16 protein-coding genes are annotated in these 17,631 nt (G+C 56.6%); 2 read left to right on the forward strand and 14 right to left on the reverse strand.

Translation table 11 applies throughout. The annotated features are described in order from the left end of the window. Nucleotides 1-16: 16 nt before the first annotated feature. The 5 genes from casB to B9Z41_RS09445 all read right to left on the reverse strand — a co-directional run bounded on the left by casB (nt 17) and on the right by B9Z41_RS09445 (nt 6,162). On the reverse strand, nt 17-574 hold the full coding sequence (casB, locus tag B9Z41_RS09425) for a type I-E CRISPR-associated protein Cse2/CasB (RefSeq protein WP_100146810.1): 558 nt from the start codon (nt 572-574) through the stop codon (nt 17-19). Further along, complete coding sequence (locus B9Z41_RS09430; protein ID WP_100146811.1) at nt 561-2,201, reverse strand: type I-E CRISPR-associated protein Cse1/CasA; 1,641 nt, start codon at nt 2,199-2,201, stop codon at nt 561-563. The genes casB and B9Z41_RS09430 overlap by 14 nt, the downstream gene beginning before the upstream one ends. Next, on the reverse strand, nt 2,198-4,855 hold the full coding sequence (locus B9Z41_RS09435) for a CRISPR-associated helicase/endonuclease Cas3 (RefSeq protein ID WP_100146812.1): 2,658 nt from the start codon (nt 4,853-4,855) through the stop codon (nt 2,198-2,200). Before B9Z41_RS09435 ends, B9Z41_RS09430 begins: the two co-directional genes overlap by 4 nt. Nucleotides 4,856-4,956: 101 nt before the next feature. Next, nucleotides 4,957-5,793, reverse strand: coding sequence for a class III extradiol dioxygenase family protein (locus tag B9Z41_RS09440; RefSeq protein ID WP_100146813.1), 837 nt, complete (start codon nt 5,791-5,793; stop codon nt 4,957-4,959). Nucleotides 5,794-5,811: 18 nt separating this feature from the next. Next, a complete protein-coding gene (locus B9Z41_RS09445; protein ID WP_100146814.1) occupies nt 5,812-6,162 on the reverse strand; it encodes a protocatechuate 4,5-dioxygenase subunit alpha in 351 nt (116 codons plus the stop codon). Nucleotides 6,163-6,251: 89 nt separating this feature from the next. On the opposite strand from B9Z41_RS09445, the gene B9Z41_RS09450 reads away from it, so the two are divergent. Then, on the forward strand, nt 6,252-7,151 hold the full coding sequence (locus B9Z41_RS09450; RefSeq protein ID WP_100146815.1) for a LysR family transcriptional regulator: 900 nt from the start codon (nt 6,252-6,254) through the stop codon (nt 7,149-7,151). A 54-nt stretch (nt 7,152-7,205) separates the two neighbouring features. Here B9Z41_RS09450 and B9Z41_RS09455 read toward each other — a convergent pair whose 3' ends face one another. Further along, nucleotides 7,206-9,437: an NADP-dependent isocitrate dehydrogenase gene (locus B9Z41_RS09455; RefSeq protein ID WP_100146816.1), complete on the reverse strand. Its 2,232-nt coding sequence runs from the start codon at nt 9,435-9,437 to the stop codon at nt 7,206-7,208. Between the two features lie 217 nt (nt 9,438-9,654). Here B9Z41_RS09455 and cfa point away from each other — a divergent pair, with 217 nt between their 5' ends. After that, the gene (gene cfa / locus B9Z41_RS09460) at nt 9,655-10,812 is read left to right on the forward strand and encodes a cyclopropane fatty acyl phospholipid synthase (protein WP_100146817.1); all 1,158 of its coding nucleotides are present in this window, start codon (nt 9,655-9,657) and stop codon (nt 10,810-10,812) included. A 6-nt stretch (nt 10,813-10,818) separates the two neighbouring features. Here the strand turns inward: cfa and B9Z41_RS09465 are convergent, their stop codons facing one another. From B9Z41_RS09465 to ligK, 8 genes are read right to left on the reverse strand one after another with little or no spacing between them, the layout of a single operon-like run. Continuing rightward, complete coding sequence (locus B9Z41_RS09465; protein WP_100146818.1) at nt 10,819-11,826, reverse strand: aldo/keto reductase; 1,008 nt, start codon at nt 11,824-11,826, stop codon at nt 10,819-10,821. Nucleotides 11,827-11,847: 21 nt separating this feature from the next. Further along, a complete protein-coding gene (locus B9Z41_RS09470; RefSeq protein ID WP_100146819.1) occupies nt 11,848-12,804 on the reverse strand; it encodes a Gfo/Idh/MocA family oxidoreductase in 957 nt (318 codons plus the stop codon). 18 nt (nt 12,805-12,822) lie between these two features. Next, complete coding sequence (locus tag B9Z41_RS09475; protein WP_100146820.1) at nt 12,823-13,701, reverse strand: class III extradiol dioxygenase subunit beta; 879 nt, start codon at nt 13,699-13,701, stop codon at nt 12,823-12,825. 1 nt (nt 13,702) lies between these two features. Next, nucleotides 13,703-14,143 (reverse strand): protocatechuate 4,5-dioxygenase subunit alpha, encoded by a 441-nt coding sequence (gene ligA / locus B9Z41_RS09480; RefSeq protein ID WP_100146821.1) that lies wholly within the window; start codon nt 14,141-14,143, stop codon nt 13,703-13,705. Beyond that, entirely contained in the window at nt 14,144-15,061 is a 918-nt protein-coding gene (locus B9Z41_RS09485) for an amidohydrolase family protein (protein ID WP_100146822.1), read from the reverse strand. It lies immediately after the preceding gene. A gap of 44 nt (nt 15,062-15,105) precedes the next feature. Next, the gene (locus tag B9Z41_RS09490; protein ID WP_100146823.1) at nt 15,106-16,071 is read right to left on the reverse strand and encodes a tripartite tricarboxylate transporter substrate binding protein; all 966 of its coding nucleotides are present in this window, start codon (nt 16,069-16,071) and stop codon (nt 15,106-15,108) included. A gap of 19 nt (nt 16,072-16,090) precedes the next feature. Continuing rightward, a complete protein-coding gene (locus tag B9Z41_RS09495) occupies nt 16,091-16,930 on the reverse strand; it encodes a transporter substrate-binding domain-containing protein (protein ID WP_100146824.1) in 840 nt (279 codons plus the stop codon). 12 nt (nt 16,931-16,942) lie between these two features. Then, entirely contained in the window at nt 16,943-17,626 is a 684-nt protein-coding gene (gene ligK / locus B9Z41_RS09500; protein WP_100146825.1) for a 4-carboxy-4-hydroxy-2-oxoadipate aldolase/oxaloacetate decarboxylase, read from the reverse strand. Nucleotides 17,627-17,631: the final 5 nt, after the last annotated feature.

The following is a 17,631-nucleotide window of genomic DNA, read 5'->3' on the forward strand; positions in this document are numbered from 1 at the left end:
GTAGTTCGGAATTGAGTTATTTGGACCGCGCGATGGCGCTGAAGTAATCACCAGCAATGCGAAGTCGCAGAGCTTCTGCGTCCTCTTGAAGTGCGGGTTCCTTGGCGTCGTTCTTGTGAATGAGCTGACTCAGGTCGTACCAGTTAGGCTTGACCTGTTTGCTGGCCAATAAACGCAATAAACGCGGCACGATTTGCAAGAAGGCATCGCCACGTGAAACCAATAATTTAGTGACGCGCGCCTCGGCAACCCCGGCCTTAGCCAGTTGGATGCCAATACGTTCCTTACTGTCATGCCTTGCCAACGCCATGCCGTGCGCCACCAAAGCCCAACGCTTCCATGTGGTGGTGTGCCATGTATCTGGTGACAACCCTGCCTCAATCAACGCCCGAGACAAAGCGGCGATTTGATGAGGCCGCATGGCTTGTGGGTCTAGCCGCGCCAGCGCAGCGCGGGTGCCCGGATCGGCGCGGTCAATAAAGCCTGCGAGCTTGCCAATAGGATTGCCCGCAGTAGTTACAGGTGCAGGCAATGCTTGCTCTGTATCAGGCTCTGAAAGTTCAAGTGTGCTCATGGGTCTCCTCGTCAGATGGTGTGAGTGGGTTTGATTTTTTGAATTTCAGAGCGTTGGCTAGAGCAGGTAATTTGTTACCTCGCATCATTGAGTGCAAGCGGCCAAGTGCTGAGGATTGCGCGCGATAACGAAGTTGACCGTTGCGCGGGCCAGCAACGAAAGCAGATTGCAAGACTCGCTCTGCACGCGTGGCCAAAGCCAAAAGCCATTGATTGCGTACTGCTTCGCGATCATCTGCTTCGATTTCGCTCATCAGTTCAGGGAAAAACTGTGCGTCGCATAGGGCTTCGAAAGGCTGCGCGAAAGCACTGGCGCGATCTTTGGCTGCATCGTTAGCCTCTTTGTCTTTACCACTGTCATCTTTAGCACCGTTACCAAACAAGACCGCTAAAGCAGCCCAAAGCATTTTTCGAACCTCTCCAATTGCAGCTATACGTTCATCGGCCAACTTTGCCAAGTCATCCGTGTGCTTTGTTAGCAAGGCCTGTCGTACTTTCTTAGAAATAGGAATACGTCTTTCGTGATAGCCCTCCGTCTTTCCTTGTCCACGAGCCACGCCTTGAGCGATCAAACAAACACCTTCTGTGTCGTCGGTCGACAACCAAGTCTGTGCCAAGGACTTGGTGTACTTTGAGCCTAACAAAAGCTCTGTTGCCAATTTGTAATCAAAGCCGCGAGCGCCGATGGTCAACGCCTTTGCAGCAGAAGTTTCCACGGGCATCCATGGATCGCCCGTAACACCGTTGAGTTCTTTCGCCGCAATACGAGCCACTTTGCTACCTATGACGTGAGCATTTAGTCCATCACCCTGAGTCAATCTCACACGCCGGCAAATTTCGATATACCAAGGGTCAAGACTTGCAAATGACAAGCTATTTCCGCCATCCCATGGAATGATCCACACTAACGCGTGACCGTCAACACTTGAAAATCCAAACGATTCTGTTGCGACTTCTCTAGAGCCAAAAACAGCATCTAAGTCTCGTATCCACCGTGATCCCCAACCCCCATTCGGATGGATGCCAACACCACACCTGTTGGCAAAACCGCCATTCATCCGAGAAACACCGTAGTTTCCTGAACCTAAAAAACCCTCTTGAGTTTGCAAACTAACCAAGGCATAGACCCACTCTTCATGTGTACAGCGCAACATCCGTGCAGCCTTCAAATCATGATTTTTTGAAGTCACCAGCATGTCTAACTCGTCTGCGGCCACAAGAGAGTTCTTCCAGTCACTGATGCTTCCACTAGGTTCTGGTGCTTGCATAAAAGCAGGTCTACTCACCGGGCTGATCAGGCACCAAGCAGCGCCATCCGGGTCATCGGGCGTAAGCGCCAGTAATGCAGCACGCCATTGCGAGGCTGTACCAAAAGGCTCTGTGCGCCCGGATCGGTGCAAGGCAATAGCGGCCAACTGAACCAAAAAAGCATGCCATGGGTGACGTTGATGCGGGCGCAGCGCAGGAAAGTCCCGCACATGGTCTTGGGCCATAGCTATGAACAACTCTGGCAATGTGGTTGCCATACGCTTGCCCGTATCGGTTCGTCGGTAATGCAGGATTTGCTCATCAAGCAAATTGCCAAACAGCTTTTGCTCAGCATTGGGCTCACTGTTTTTTAGATTCATGGATTTGCTCCGGTCGTGGGTTCGGTGATGCGCTCAAGCCCCAAGCGGCTGTAGCGATAGGCGGCTGCGCCCAATGTGAAAGTGAAGCTGCCTTCGCGGCAAGTGGTTTGAACCATCGGCTGGGTATCAGGCGACACATCTTTAGGCCACATGTGGTGACGCACAGGCAACTGACACACTGGCTGATCAAATGGTCCAGGCATAGCTGGATCGAATGTCAAGAGATAGTCGGCAGCTCCGAGACGGCTAGAAATTTTGAACTCGGCATCCGAAAATCTAAGTTCATTACCTGCTTCGTCAATAAAAGGACTTTCGAACTGCAACTGACTCAGTTTGGCAATCACACGCTCTGCTTGAGTCTTTCCATCCACCGCCTGACCGTGCTCTTTCCAAGGCTCTCCTAGCTCTTCTTCGATTGCACTCAGTGCATCGGAATGCGTCGCCCACTCAACCAATTCGCGGTTATCTTTTGGAATAAGGTGACTGTCTGCACCACTGATAAGTCGTCGCGTTGCTTCAAGAATTCGCAAGTCCGTATAAATGCCCCCGCCGTTGTGAAATCGCCCCAAACCATGGCGTGATTTTTTGAGGCACCCCTCTAAGCTGTGACCGGCAGGCAACAGCACCACGGCTTTGGCTTGTCTATAGCTTTCAGGTCGCTCCTCAGGGGCTCTCTCATGTCGGTGCAAGCGGCCCACGCGCTGCAATAGCACGTCCATGGGGCACAAGTCGGTGATCAGCAAGTCCGCGTCAATGTCTAAGCTTTGCTCCAACGTTTGCGTTCCCACGACGATGCATGCTTGCAAGCGTTTGGTACGGTGCTTGCCGATCTGTTGCTCTACCGCTGCGTCCAGCTTGGGACGGTCTTCACGGCTGTAGCGGCTGTGATGCACAGTGGCGATGCCGTTGATATTGAACAGCACTTCTTGCAAGTCATTTTTCTGAGCCATGTTTTCTATGGCGAGAAATGTGGCCAATGCAGTAGGTACTGTGTTGCGAATCACCAGAACTTTGGCTCCTTGCTTGGCTGCATCAATCGCCAAAGTGGCAATGGCCTCAGCGTTATCGATACAGTCGTTGACTTGCCAGTGCACACGCTTGCTGCGTCCAGAGTCGGGCAATCCGTTGATTGCAGCACCATCGGTGAGTGCGGGATAAGGCTGTGCCATGGCGTCCGCCAATGTAGGCATAGGCACCGAAGGTGAGATCAGCCGCTGATAACGGTGGCGAGCGCTAGAACCCAAGGTCGCAGAAAGCAAAAGCGCATGACCACCAGCGCTCAAATGCGCTTTGAGCAAATGCGCCAACAGCGTGGCCATGTAGGCATCCGAGGCGTGCACCTCATCAACCACCAAAAGGCTTCGCGACAGCAGACTGTGCCGCATGTGTGCGTGTCGAACTTGCAAAGCACCCAACAGCGCTTGGTCGATCGTGCCCACCGCCAACGGTGCAGCCAAAAAGCGTTTACTGGATTCAGCGGCCCAGCGGGTGTGGGCTTTTTGATCGGCTGGATGATCTGCCCACAGCACTTTGAAATCAGGTAATTTTTCAACGCTATGTCCATCAGCGCTTTCATAGCCAGCCAGTGCACGCACCACCAACGGGGGGGGCTGCCCTGTGTCTTGCCATAAGTTGGCAGCGAATTGCAGCGTGCGGTTGTATAGCTGGGTTGCTGCTACGCGGGTGGGTAATGCGAAGTACAAGCCATCCACTTGGCCCGCTTGGAAAAGCTGCGCAAAGCGCCATAAGGCAGCTTCCGTTTTTCCGCTACCCGTTTCGGACTCCAAAATCAGCAATGGCCCTAAACCTGGCTGCGCCATCTTGGCTTGAATAGGTCGCGGTGACGGTACGTTAAAAATCGCGGAAAAATTGGGTGTGCTGGGCAATACACGTCGCCACTGTGTGGGATCAAAACCAATTTTTTGCACTGCTTCGCAAGCGCACTGCCAAACCCATTGATTGCGGTCTTCGCCTGCTTCGGCATAAGGGAAGAAACGCGTATCCGATCCCAGCCAATCGGCAAACTGCACCAAGCCTGCGAACAAATGCGCGAACTGTGGACTGTCCGGTAATGTTGAGCCTGCATCAAATGCAGGAGCGAACCATTTCTTCAAACATTGCCCGATGTCGCACAAAGTAGCCTGCGGGTCGTAACGCACTTGACCGTCACAGACAACCGGACGCCAAATTCTGCGATCAATCAAGCTCGAGTCTTCTACCGGACGTCCGTGATGACTGATGGAGGCTCGCCACAGACTCATGCATGCCGATCCCCAGTCATCCATTTCATCCACAGGCAACTGGGTGAGCAAATTTTCTTCGCTGAATAGGTACAGAGCTTCGTTGGTATGCCCAGCAGGGGCAGGCCAGCCCGGTGGTATTGGTTGCGATGTGGATCGCCAGCGCTTAGATTGAAAGCCTGCATTGGCCTTGCCCACATCGTGCAAGAACGCCAGCGCAGCGAGTCGCATCACATCTACATCGGATAGCTGTCGACCTGCTACAGACGCCATGGCACGGCGGATGCAATTGACCTGAGCAACGGCATAAAAACAAGCTGCGACATCCAGCATATGAAAAATCAGCGAATGACTTTCACCCTTCTGATTTAGTTTGCCCCAAGCCACCATGCGAACCCTCCTGCGGGAAAGCATAGTTCATATTTTGATAATTTATGTATTAATTTTAGTTAGTTTAAAAAACAAAATAGCTACTTAAATCTCGTGGAAATTATTGAAAAGTGATACCCGACGTATCACACCGCCTGCAACGCCAACACACCCGTCGCCGTGTTGGAAATTGGAATGTGATAGTTCTGATGCACCGTCGATACGGTTTGCCCCAAGGCACCGCGCATGGCCAACCAGTTCAACAGCTCAATGCCTTGGGTGCCGGCCTTCTCCACCAACTCGTGGATGCTGAACTGTGTGGCCCACTCAGGGTTGTTCTGCAAGCTTTGCATGAACTCCAAATCAAAGGCTTTGTTGATGTGACCGGCACGCTCACCATCGAGCTGATGGCTCAAGCCACCGGTGCCCACCACCACCACATTCAAATCGCTGTCCCAACTGCGAATGGCGTCCCCCACGGTTTGGCCGAGTTTGTAGCAGCGCTTTGCCGAAGGCAGTGGGAACTGCACGGTGTTGATGCAAATCGGCACCGTCAGCACCGGGCACACATCGTCTGGCCAAAACAACTTCAAAGGCAGCGTGAAGGCGTGATCCACCAGCATTTCCTGGCAGGTCACCACATCAAACTCTTTCTCAACCAATTGGTTGATGATGTGCCATGACAAGTCAGGCGCACCTTTGAACGGTGGCAAGGTGGGAATGCCCCAGCCTTCATCGGCGTTGTTGTATTGCGCCGCTGCTCCCACCGCAAACGTGGGCATTTTGTCGAGGAAAAAGTTCAACCCATGGTCGTTGTAAAACACCACCGCCACATCGGGCTTGGCTTTGCCCAACCATTCACGGATAGGGGGGAAACCATCAAAGAATGGTTTCCAGTACGGGTCTTGCTGCAAGCCCTTGGCAATCGCGCTGCCAATGGAAGGAATGTGTGAAGTGGCGAGACCGCCAACGATGTGTGCCATGGTGTGTGCTCCTACGTGTTATTGGTTGGCCGCTGCACGCAGCTTGGCTTTGAATTCTTCTTTGCTCATGCCGGTTTGTGCCGCGCCCAGGTCTTGCACATCCAGCCCCAAGATGCCGGCAAATTTGGCCAAGTAGTACACATTGCCACCCGCAGCAATCAAGCCCAGCACATTGCGTGTGCGAATGGCATCGGCTTGTTGCGCATTCAAGCCGTAGTGGCGCATGTAGGCCTCTTCGTCGGCCTTGAAGGCATGGCGGTTGTCCGCGCTGTTGAATGAAAAACACATCTTGTTGAGTGCATAGCCTTTTTGGGCTTGCTCGCCGTCAAACAAGGTGGTGCCTGGAATGGGGGCAAGGGGGGTGCTCATGTCGTCTCCTCAAACAACGCAGTGGTGCGATAGGTTGAAGTGTGGCGAGGTTCACTCATAAAATAAACAGCGTAAAGCTCATCTATTTCATGAAAAAATTCGATCATTTAGATTTGGATGGCCATTTGCTCAAGCTCTTGAGCACCGTCATCGAACAAGGCTCGGTCACCCGCGCCGCCAGCACGCTGGGCGTCACGCAGTCGGCTGTCAGCCATCAGCTCGACCGCTTGCGCGCCATCCTGGGCGATGCCCTGTTTGTCAAATCGGGACGCGGCATTGTGCCCACGGCGCGCGCCGAAGCCTTGGCGCAGCAAGCCCAAGGGCTGCTGACGCAAATGCAAGGCTTCGTCCATGCGGGGGGCTTTGTGCCCGCCCGGTTGCGGCAATGCTTCACCATCGCCGCCAACGACATGCAACGCGACTTGCTGCTGCCTGGCCTCTTGAACCGCTTGCGTGCGCAGGCCCCAGACGTCACGCTACGGGTACTGGCCTCGGACATTCCCAGCGCCGACATGTTGCGTGACGAAGAGTGCCAACTGGTCATCAGCCCGCGCCCCCCTGACGCCACCGACATCAAACACAAACGCTTGTTCAGCGACAACTACCGCGTGTTTTATGACCCTCAGGTCCGCAAAGCGCCACGCTCGCTCAAAGCCTATGAAGCCGCTGAGCACGTCAGCGTGGTCTACCAACCCAAACGGGCGTTGGACATTGACGATTTGCTGCTCAAACGCGGCGTGCAACGCCACTTTGCCGTGACCTTGAGCAGTTTTGCGGGCATTGCGGCGTTCGTGCGCGGCACTGACCGCTTGACCACCCTGCCCGGTCTGCTGCGCGAAGGTTTGTTGCATGGCCTGGCCGATGCGCCTGCCCCGTTTGAGACGCCTGCCATGCCGATGTACGCCATTTGGCACTTGAGGCACCACAACGACCCTGTACATACCTGGTTGCGCGAGCAACTTTTTGCAACACCCAATGCAAAGACATAAAAAAGCGCCACCTCCAAAGAGGTGGCGCTTGATGCGATCAACGCGAGGTCTTGATCAGAAAGCGCTCAAGGCGGCATTCAAGGTCGCGCTGGGTCGCATGATCTCGGAGACCTTCTTGGCATCCAAGATGTAGTAGCCACCGATGTCCACAGGCTTGCCTTGCACCGCTTGCAACTCGGCCAGAATCTTCTGCTCGTTGTCAGTCAAGGTCTTGGCCAAGCTTGCGAACTTGGCTTGCAACTCTTGGTCTTCGGTCTGTGCCGCCAACTCTTGGGCCCAGTACATGGCCAAGTAGAACTGGCTGCCACGGTTGTCGAGCTGACCTGTCTTAGGCGATGGGTTTTTGCTGTTGTCCAGCAGTTTGCCCGTGGCGGCATCCAAGGCTTTGGCCAAAATTTTGGCTTTGTCATTGTTGGTTTTGATGCCCAACTCTTCCAAGCTGGCAGCCAAAGCCAAGAACTCACCCAGCGAGTCCCAACGCAGGTGGTTTTCTTCCACCAGCTGTTTGACGTGCTTGGGCGCAGAACCACCAGCACCAGTTTCGTACATGCCACCACCGGCCATCAAAGGCACGATCGACAACATCTTGGCGCTGGTGCCCAGCTCCATGATGGGGAACAAGTCGGTCAGGTAGTCGCGCAAGATGTTGCCGGTCACCGAGATGGTGTCCATGCCGCGCACCACACGCTCCAGCGTGTAGCGCATGGCGCGCACTTGCGACATGTGCTGAATGTCCAAGCCCGTGGTGTCGTGGTCCTTCAGGTACAGCTCAACCTTCTTGATCAACTCGGCTTCGTGTGGACGGTAGGGGTCGAGCCAGAACACAGCCGGCATGCCCGAGTTGCGCGCACGCGTGACGGCCAGTTTGACCCAGTCGCGAATCGGTGCGTCCTTGACCTGGCACATGCGCCAGATGTCGCCCTCTTCCACGTTTTGTGTCAACAGCACCTCGCCCGTGGCGATGTCCACGATGCGGGCTTCACCGGCTTCAGGCACTTCAAAGGTTTTGTCGTGCGAGCCGTACTCTTCAGCTTGTTGGGCCATCAAGCCCACGTTGGGCACAGTGCCCATGGTGGTGGGGTCAAAGTTGCCGTTGGTCTTGCAGAAGTTGATGATCTCTTGGTAGATACGGGCAAAGGTCGACTCGGGGATGACCGCCTTGGTGTCCTTGGGTTTGCCGTTGGCGTCCCACATCTTGCCGCCGATGCGGATCATGGCGGGCATCGACGCGTCCACGATCACATCGTTGGGTGCGTGCAGGTTAGAAATGCCTTTGGCCGAATCAACCATGGCCAACTCAGGGCGGTGCTCGTGGCAAGCGTGCAGATCACGGATGACCTCTTCACGCTTGGTGGTGGGCAAGCTCTCCAGTTTTTCGTACAGGTTGACCAAGCCGTTGTTGACGTTCACACCCAGCTCGTCAAACAACTGGCCGTGTTTGGCAAAAGCGTCTTTGTAGAAAATCTTCACCGCGTGGCCGAACACGATGGGGTGCGACACCTTCATCATGGTGGCCTTGACGTGCAAGGACAGCATCACGCCGGTCTTGCGTGCGTCTTCCATCTGCTCTTCGTAGAAGTCGCACAAAGCTTTTTTGCTCATGTACATGCTGTCGATGATCTCGCCTGCCAGCAACGACACCTTGGGCTTGAGCACAATGGTTTTGCCGCTCTGGGTCACCAGGTCCATCTTCACATCACGGGCTTTGTCGAGGGTCATCGACTTTTCACCGTGGTAGAAGTCACCGTGCTTCATGTGCGCCACGTGGGTACGCGACGCCATGCTCCACTCGCCCATGCTGTGGGGGTTCTTGCGGGCAAAGTTTTTCACGGCCAGCGGTGCACGGCGGTCCGAGTTGCCTTCACGCAGCACAGGGTTCACAGCACTGCCCAGGCACTTGGAGTAGCGCGCACGAATGGCTTTGTCAGCATCGGTCTTTGGATCTTCTGGGAAGTTGGGCAGGTGGTAGCCCTTGCCTTGCAACTCTTTGATCACCGCAATCAACTGGGGCACCGAAGCGCTGATGTTGGGCAACTTGATGATGTTGGTGTCGGGCAGCAAGGTCAAACGGCCCAGCTCGGCCAAGTTGTCGGGCACTTTTTGCGCTTCGGTCAAAAACTCTGGGAACTCGCCCAACACGCGGGCCGCCACCGAAATGTCGCTCTCAGCCACTTCAATGCCAGCAGGTGCAGCAAAGGTGCGAACGATGGGTAAAAACGAGTAAGTGGCCAACAAGGGCGCTTCGTCGGTCAGGGTGTAAATAATTTTGGATTTGTCAGCAGCCATGGTGTCTTTGTTACGTTGGTTGACGGGTCAAGAAGTGAGATTCACAACCCCTGATCTTAAGCGACGCACCTGCAAGGCTGCTGAAAGAAAAGTCACGTCATTGACCTTGGTTCAATCGGCGTGAAATCGGTGTGAAACAGCCTCCCGCAAATAGGCAATTTGCGCTAAATTTCGGGCTTGTCAGGCGATCTGCTGCTCATTCACTTTTGAACTGACCATGCCACAAACAGCCTTCACACCCCCCCAAAGCCCCCAGGTACGCGACCTTTTTGTGCGGCTTCTGGCACGTGCAGATATCGCGCTCAATGGCACCCGTCCCTGGGACATGCAGGTACACCATGAAGACACCTACCACCGCGTGCTGCGCTCGGGCAGTCTGGGTTTGGGAGAAAGCTACATGGATGGGTGGTGGGATTGCGAACGCATTGATGAGTTGATGCACCGGATCTTGCGCGCCAAGCTAGACCAGCAAGTCCGCCCACCGGGACTGCTGTTGGCGGCACTCAAAGCCCGGGTGATGAATCGCCAATCGGTGCCACGCGCCTGGCAAGTGGGCCAAGAGCACTATGACCTTGGCAACGATTTGTTTCAGGCCATGCTGGACCCCTACATGGCCTACAGCTGTGGCTATTGGGCCAACAGCCACAACTTGGCACAAGCGCAAGAAGCCAAACTGGAATTGATCTGTCAAAAGCTGCAACTGCAACCGGGCATGCGTCTGCTGGACATTGGCTGCGGCTGGGGCAGCCTGATGCGCTATGCCGCGCAACACCATGGCGTGTCATGTGTGGGCCTGACGGTGTCGCGTGAACAAGCCGCTTGGGGACAAACACAAAAAGCGCATTTACCCATTCGGTTTGAACTCACCGACTACCGCTTGTTCAACCCCCAGGGACTTGAAAAGTTCGACCGGGTGGCCTCTGTCGGCATGTTTGAGCATGTGGGCCCAAAGAACTACCCGGCCTATTTCCAGGCCGTGCAACGGTCCTTGCACGAGCAAGGCCTGTTCCTGCTGCACACCATTGGTCAAAACACGCCGGCCTTGAGCCTAGACCCGTGGATCGAACGCTATATTTTTCCAAACGGTGCATTGCCTGCCATCAGTGAACTGAGCCAGCATTGCGAAAGCCTCTTCGTGGTGGAAGACTTGCACAACTTCGGCACCGACTATGACCACACCTTGATGGCTTGGCTGGCACGTTTTGACGCCGCATGGCCAGAGCTGAAATCACGCTACCCGGAGCGCTTTCAGCGCATGTGGCGTTATTACCTGATGGCCTGTGCCGGGGCCTTTCGTGCTCGCGACATGCAGTTGTGGCAATGGGTGCTGTCACCCAAAACCAAAACAGGGGGTTATCGACGCCCCCTGCTTTGACGAGACTCAGAGCGTCGCAAACTCTTCGGTATCCACTTCCGTCATGTTTTGCGCGTTGTAGCGCAATCCTTTGACCGTCTGGGTGTTGATCAAGGCTTCCACGCGCTGCATCTGCTCTGGCGTGAGCACCACAGCCGCCGCTGCCATGTTGTCTTCCAGATGGCGAATATTTTGTGTGCCGGGGATCGGGATCAACGTGCTGTCTTTGTGCAACAACCACGCCAGTGCCAATTGCGCAGGCGTGCATCCCAACTCGCGTGCCAAGGCTTGGTACGCGTCCAGCAGCGCCACATTGGCAGCATAGGTTTCAGGCACAAAACGCGGCATGGCACGGCGAATGTCGTTGGCCGCCAAACCACCCACATCGCGCAAGTCACCGCATAAGAATCCGCGCGCCACCGGACTGAAAGCCACAAACGTGGCGCCTAGCTCGTGACATGTTTGCAACACTGCAATTTCAGGATTGCGTGTCCACAGCGAATACTCGGTTTGCACCGCCGCGATGGGGTGCACCGCGTGCGCTTTGCGCAGCGTGGTGGCTGACACCTCGCTCAAACCAATGCTGCGCACCTTGCCCGCACGCACCAAGTCGCTCAAGGCACCCACGCTGTCTTCAATCGGCACCTTCTTGTCCCAACGGTGCAGGTAGTACAGGTCAATCACGTCGGTGCCCAAGCGGCGCAAACTGTCTTCGCAGTTTTGACGGATGGTTTCAGGGCGCCCATCAATCACACGCTTGACCCCATCCGGGAACGTGACACCCGCCATGCCGCCTTTGCTGCACAGCGTGATCTGCTGGCGGTACGGCTTGAGCACCTTGCCCACCAGCGTTTCATTGGCCCCAAAACCATACAGGGCTGCCGTGTCAAACAGTGTGCAGCCCAAGTCCAGCGCGCGGTGCAACAGTGCGGTCGCCACCTCTGGCGTAGGCGGCGCACCGTAGGCGTGGCTCAGGTTCATACAGCCCAGGCCGATGGCTGAGACAGAAAAAGGCCCAATCTGACGTTGTTGCATGGCAGGTCTTGTGGTGTGGGGTTAAGCGTTCAGTTGCAACTCAAGGTCGTGCAGCACCTTGTAGCAAGGCAGCACTTGCGCCACGCTGCTGTTGGGCTCACGGCCTTCTTGGATGGCAGAGAAGAACTCGCGGTCTTGCAACTCAATGCCGTTCATCGACACCGCCACTTTGGACACGTCGATTTGCTCTTCCTTGCCGGTGTACAAGTCGTCGTAACGGGCCAGGTAAGTGCCGGTGTCGCCGATGTAGCGGAAGTAAGTGCCTAAAGGACCATCGTTGTTGAACGACAAACTCAGCGTACAAATGGCGCCATTGGCGGCCTTGAGCTGAATGCTCATGTCCATCGCAATGCCCAAGGTGGGGTGAATCGGGCCTTGCACCGCATTGGCTTTGACAATCGGGCTGCCTGCTTGGTAGGCAAACAAATCCACCGTGTGGGCCGCGTGGTGCCACAGCAAGTGGTCGGTCCAGCTGCGGGCCTGACCCAAGGCATTCATGTTGGTGCGGCGGAAGAAATACGTCTGCACATCCATTTGCTGGATGTTGAATTCACCGGCCTTGATTTTGTTGTGCACCCACTGATGGCTGGGGTTGAAGCGGCGGGTGTGGCCACACATGGCCACCAAGCCTTTTTCTTGGGCCACGCGCACCACCTCGTCAGCATCTTTCCAGCTGTCGGCCAAGGGAATTTCCACTTGCACGTGCTTGCCCGCTTTCAAACAAGCCAAACTTTGTGCGGCGTGCATTTGGGTGGGCGTGCACAAAATCACAGCGTCCACTTCGGGCAAGGCCAAGCTCTCGGCCAAGTCGGTGGTCACATGGCCGATGCCATATTTGTGGGCCACTTCTTTGGTTTTATCCAGCTCGCGACCGACCAACGACACCACTTCCACGCCATCGATGTTTTGGATGCCGTCCAAATGTTTGATGCCAAATGCACCTGCGCCCGCCAAGGCGACTTTGATGGTTTTACTCATGCGTTTTTCTCCGGGGTTTTATTGGTTTTCAAGAATCGCGTGCCCCACCGCCGTGTTGGAAGCGGGCACATGGTAGAAGCGGTGCTTCAATTTAGGCGCGGGGCCAGTGACTTTGCCGTCTTGGATGTCAGACATCGCGCCACGCGCGATCAACCACATCACCAACTCAATGCCTTCACTGCCGGCTTCGCGTACGTAGTCGATGTGCGGAATGGCCGCAGCAGCCAAAGGATCGGCAATCAACTTGTCCAGAAACATGTTGTCGAAGTCTTTGTTGATCAAGCCTGCACGCGGGCCTTGCAACTGGTGGCTCATGCCGCCTGTGCCCCAGATCTGCACGTTCAAATCTTCGTCGTAGCTTTCCACTGCTTTGCGGATGGCTTGGCCCAAGTTGAAACAACGTTGGCCGCTGGGCACGGGGTACTGCACCACGTTGACCGCAAACGGAATCACCGGGCAAGGCCAAGCGCCTTTGAGGGGGTCTTGCTCGCCACACATCAAAGACAGGGGCACGGTCAAGCCATGGTCCACATCCATCTTGTTGACGATGGTCAAGTCAAAGTCTTGCTGAATCACCGACTGGGCAATGTGCCCGGCCAAATCAGGATGGCCTTGCACCACCGGCACAGGGCGCGGGCCCCAGCCCTCGTCGGCCGGTTGGTATTGGGCCGCCGTGCCAATGGCAAAGGTGGGAATCATCTCCAGACTGAAGGCCGTGGCATGGTCGTTGAAGACCAAAAAGATCACGTCGGGCTTGTTGTCCTTGAGCCACTGCTTGGAGTATTCGTAACCCTTGAACACAGGCTGCCAATACGGCTCTTGGGTCTTGCCCAAGTCGAGCGCGGCGCCAATGGCGGGCACGTGAGAGGTGTAAACAGATGCGGTAATTTTTGCCATGTCAGTCTTTCTTCTTTCCTGCGGCGCCTTGGGGCTGGTTCTGCGCTTGTGCGTCACCGTCTTCGCCCACCACGCGGTTGCCGTTGGCCGAACGTCCGCCTGCGACCATCATGTGGCGGTATTCCTCTTCGGTCATGCCCGTCATGGAGCCGGCCATTTGCTGGAAGCTCTTGCCATCGGTGGCACCAATCTTGGCCAGGAAATAAATGTTGCCACCGGTGCTGATGCACCAGTTCAAGTCACGCGCCAAGACCGCCAGCTTTTGCTCCTCGGTCATGTCCCATTCGTCGAGGTAGGCACGCTCGTTGGCTTTGAAGCGCGTGCGGTTCTCAGCCTTCATCAGCGACATGCAAAACTGGTTGAGCCAGTAGCCTTTGCGCGATTGCTCGGCATCAAAAATCGTCGTGCCTGGCACGTCCAGGTAAGGTTTGTCGAGTGCCATTTATGCCACCTCTTCAGGCCAGTACAGGCGCATGGGGTTGTCCACCAACAGTTGTTGTTGTTGGGCTGCTGTGGGTGCAATGTGCGGAATGAAATCAACCAACAAGCCGTCATCGGGCATGTGGTCTTTCAGGTTGGGGTGTGGCCAATCGGTGCCCCAGATCACGCGGTCTGGGAAAGTGTCCACGATGCGCTTGGCAAACGGCACCACGTCTTGGTAAGCGTTTTGTTCGCCGTGCAAGGCCTTGGGGCCCGCCACCGACAAGCGCTCAGGGCATGTCACTTTGCACCACACGTTTTGGTGCTCGCGCATGAACTTCACAAACAACTCGAACTCAGGGCCATCCACCGGCTTGCTCACATCAGGGCGGCCCATGTGGTCCACCACCACGGTGGTGGGCAAGGCGGTGAAGAAATCCCACAACTCAGGCAGGTCTACCGCTTCAAAATAAATCACCACATGCCAGCCCCATTTGGCAATGCGACCGGCAATTTCCAGCAACTCGTCTTTGGGCGTGAAGTCCACCAAACGCTTCACAAAGTTGAAACGCACACCACGCACACCGGCGTCGTGCATGGCTTGCAACTCAGCATCGCTCACACTGCGCTTGACCGTGGCCACGCCACGCGCTTTGCCACCCGAGCTGACCAACGCATCCACCATGGCGCGGTTGTCGGCACCATGGCAGGTGGCTTGCACCACCACATTGCGTGCAAAGCCCAAGTGGTCACGCAGTGCATACAACTGCTGCTTGGACGCATCGCACGGCGTGTACTTGCGCTCAGGCGCGTAGGGAAACTCGGCACCGGGTCCAAACACATGGCAATGCGCGTCCACCGCGCCTGCGGGCAATTTGAAGGTGGGTTTAGTAGGGCCGTTGTACCAGTCGAGCCAGCCAGGGGTTTTTTGAAATTCCATCTCAGTTCTCTTTCGTATCAATCGTTCAATCGCTATGCAGGTGCTCAATCGGGTTGGATGTTGGCTTCTTTCACCAGCTTGGTGTAGCGCTGACGCTCAGAGCGAATCAGGTTGGCAAACATGTCCGCGCTGCCGGGCACCACTTCGCCGCCCACCGCGCTCATGCGCTCGCGCACTTCTTTGGTTTGCAGCGCTTTTTGCACTTCGTCGTGCAGCTTGGCCACGATGGGTTTGGGCGTGGCAGCGGGTGCCACCAAGCCGTACCACACCGAGGCCTCAAAGCCTGGAAAGCCCGACTCGGCAATGGTGGGCACATCCGGAAAAATTGGGCTGCGGTTGGGGCTGAGCACAGCCAACACCTTGAGCTTGCCGCTCTTGGCATGTGGCAACACCTCCAGCGCATTCACCGCAACCAGAGCAACTTGCCCGCCAATGGCGTCGGTGATGGCCGGTGCGCCACCGCGGTAAGGCACGTGCTGCAAGTCAATGCCTGCGGCGCGTGCAAACAACTCAATCGCCATGTGCGGTGTGGAGCCATTGCCGGGCGAGCCAAAGGCAATGCTGTTGGGCTTGCCCTTGGCGGCCTCGATGAGTTGCTTCACAGTGGCGTAGGGCACATTCGGGTTGGCCGCAATCACCACCGGCACGCGACCAATCAAGGACACGGGCACCAAGTCGCGCTCGGCATCAAAGGGCATGGGTTGGTACAGCGCCATATTGGCGGCCAAGGCATTGGCGGCCATCATCAAGGTGTAGCCATCGGGCTCGGCACCGATCACCGACTTGACCGCAATGTTGGTGCCCGCGCCGGGTTTGTTTTCTACCAACACGGGCTGACCCATGCTGCTGGACAAACTCTGCCCGATGGTGCGTGCCACCACATCCACCGCGCCGCCTGCGGCATAACCCACCACCACTTTGATGGGTTTGCTCGGATAGGCCTGCGCCAAGACTTGGCCTGCCACCAGGCACATGCACAGCCGTGCCATCCAACGTGTGAGCAATTTCATGGGTCTTCCTTGTAAGCGGTTATGGGTTCTGGGCCAAGCCACGCAAACCTGCGCGCTCGGACATGCGCTTGACATCGCCCTCGCGCACACGCGCTTGGGCAAAGTCGTTCAAATAAGCCCGGCCCGCCTCGCGCCCCTTCGGAATCGCGATGGCCAAATTCTCCAAACCCCAGCGGTCTTTGAGAACCTGCGAGCCTGGCACTTGTTCAGACAGTTCAAACAAGATGGCTTTGTTGGTGGCAAAGGCATCCAACTCACCGCGCTGCAACTGCTGCTGTGCCACCTCCAACGACGCCACCGGCACCAAGCGCGCCAGCTTCAAACGCTGGCCCAACACGCCCTGCGACGAACTGCCTTGGCTCACGCCCAGACGCACACCGGCACGGTCCACATCGGCGAAGCTTTGGATGCGGCTGTTGGCAGGCACCAGCACGCCAAGCTCCAACTGAATCAAGGGCGGTGTGAAGTCCACGTCCTTGGCACGCGACGCGGTGGCGTTGGTGAAGGTCATGTCCACCTCGGCCCGCTTGAGTCCCTCAATCACTTCGGCCACGCGCGGGTAGCTCACCACCTGCACGGGCACACCCAGCGCCAAACCCAAGGCATGGCCTAGCTCAAACGCCACACCATGCGATGCGCCGGTGCGTGCGTCACGCACCCACGAGGTAGGACTGCCCAAATACACCCCCACGCGCAACACGCCTGTGGGCGCCAGCGCCTGCTGCACCTCGGGCGCAACCTGCGACAGCGCAGGCGCGGGCACCGAGGAACCACCCGTCTCCCAGGTGCGCACGCACCCAGCCAAACCCAGCAAGGCTGCCAGCAGCCAAGGTCCTAACGTGCGGTGCAGTGTGCGCATGGGAAAGTCCGATCAGTCGATGTATTTCAAGCCAGCCGCAGCCAGCGGTTCGCGCATTTTGTACATGTCCAAGCCCAACACGCCTGAGGCCAACTTGGCGCGTTTTTCGCCTTCGTTGGCTTCACGCGCTTGTGCCGTGGCCAGTGTTTTGGCAGCCAAGGCTTGGGGCACGCAGACCACGCCATCGTCGTCGGCCACGATCACGTCACCAGGGTGCACGATCATGCCGGCACACACCACGGGGATGTTGACCGAGCCGATGGTGGCCTTGATGGTGCCTTTGCTGCTGATGGCTTTGCTCCATGCGGGAAAGCCCATCTTGGTGAGCTCTTTCACATCACGCACCCCTGCGTCGATGATCAAGGCACGTGCGCCACGGGCCATGAACGAGGTGGCCAACAGGTCACCAAAGTAACCGTCGGTGCACTCGGCCGTGATGGCCGCCACCACAATGTCGCCAGGCTGAATTTGCTCAGCCACCACGTGCATCATCCAGTTGTCGCCGGGGTGCAGCAACACCGTCACTGCCGTGCCCGACACCTGCGCGCCGGGGTAGATGGGGCGCATATAAGGCTTCATCAAGCCCACACGGCCCATGGCTTCGTGCACCGTGGCAGAGCCCAAAGCGGCCAAGCTGTCGGTGGTGGCGCGGTCAGCGCGGGTGATGTTGCGGTAAACAACGCCGAGTTCGTACATGGTGA

This window comes from Limnohabitans sp. JirII-31, assembly GCF_002778315.1.
Classification (GTDB): domain Bacteria; phylum Pseudomonadota; class Gammaproteobacteria; order Burkholderiales; family Burkholderiaceae_C; genus Limnohabitans.

Bases quoted from the DNA above. Each gene is read 5' to 3' on its own strand.
- casB (WP_100146810.1), bottom strand. From the start codon at position 574: ATGAGCACACTTGAACTTTCAGAGCCTGATACAGAGCAAGCATTGCCT.
- B9Z41_RS09430 (WP_100146811.1), bottom strand. From the start codon at position 2,201: ATGAATCTAAAAAACAGTGAGCCCAATGCTGAGCAAAAGCTGTTTGGC.
- B9Z41_RS09435 (WP_100146812.1), bottom strand. From the start codon at position 4,855: ATGCTTTCCCGCAGGAGGGTTCGCATGGTGGCTTGGGGCAAACTAAAT.
- B9Z41_RS09440 (WP_100146813.1), bottom strand. From the start codon at position 5,793: ATGGCACACATCGTTGGCGGTCTCGCCACTTCACACATTCCTTCCATT.
- B9Z41_RS09445 (WP_100146814.1), bottom strand. From the start codon at position 6,162: ATGAGCACCCCCCTTGCCCCCATTCCAGGCACCACCTTGTTTGACGGC.
- B9Z41_RS09450 (WP_100146815.1), top strand. From the start codon at position 6,252: ATGAAAAAATTCGATCATTTAGATTTGGATGGCCATTTGCTCAAGCTC.
- B9Z41_RS09455 (WP_100146816.1), bottom strand. From the start codon at position 9,437: ATGGCTGCTGACAAATCCAAAATTATTTACACCCTGACCGACGAAGCG.
- cfa (WP_100146817.1), top strand. From the start codon at position 9,655: ATGCCACAAACAGCCTTCACACCCCCCCAAAGCCCCCAGGTACGCGAC.
- B9Z41_RS09465 (WP_100146818.1), bottom strand. From the start codon at position 11,826: ATGCAACAACGTCAGATTGGGCCTTTTTCTGTCTCAGCCATCGGCCTG.
- B9Z41_RS09470 (WP_100146819.1), bottom strand. From the start codon at position 12,804: ATGAGTAAAACCATCAAAGTCGCCTTGGCGGGCGCAGGTGCATTTGGC.
- B9Z41_RS09475 (WP_100146820.1), bottom strand. From the start codon at position 13,701: ATGGCAAAAATTACCGCATCTGTTTACACCTCTCACGTGCCCGCCATT.
- ligA (WP_100146821.1), bottom strand. From the start codon at position 14,143: ATGGCACTCGACAAACCTTACCTGGACGTGCCAGGCACGACGATTTTT.
- B9Z41_RS09485 (WP_100146822.1), bottom strand. From the start codon at position 15,061: ATGGAATTTCAAAAAACCCCTGGCTGGCTCGACTGGTACAACGGCCCT.
- B9Z41_RS09490 (WP_100146823.1), bottom strand. From the start codon at position 16,071: ATGAAATTGCTCACACGTTGGATGGCACGGCTGTGCATGTGCCTGGTG.
- B9Z41_RS09495 (WP_100146824.1), bottom strand. From the start codon at position 16,930: ATGCGCACACTGCACCGCACGTTAGGACCTTGGCTGCTGGCAGCCTTG.
- ligK (WP_100146825.1), bottom strand. From the start codon at position 17,626: ATGTACGAACTCGGCGTTGTTTACCGCAACATCACCCGCGCTGACCGC.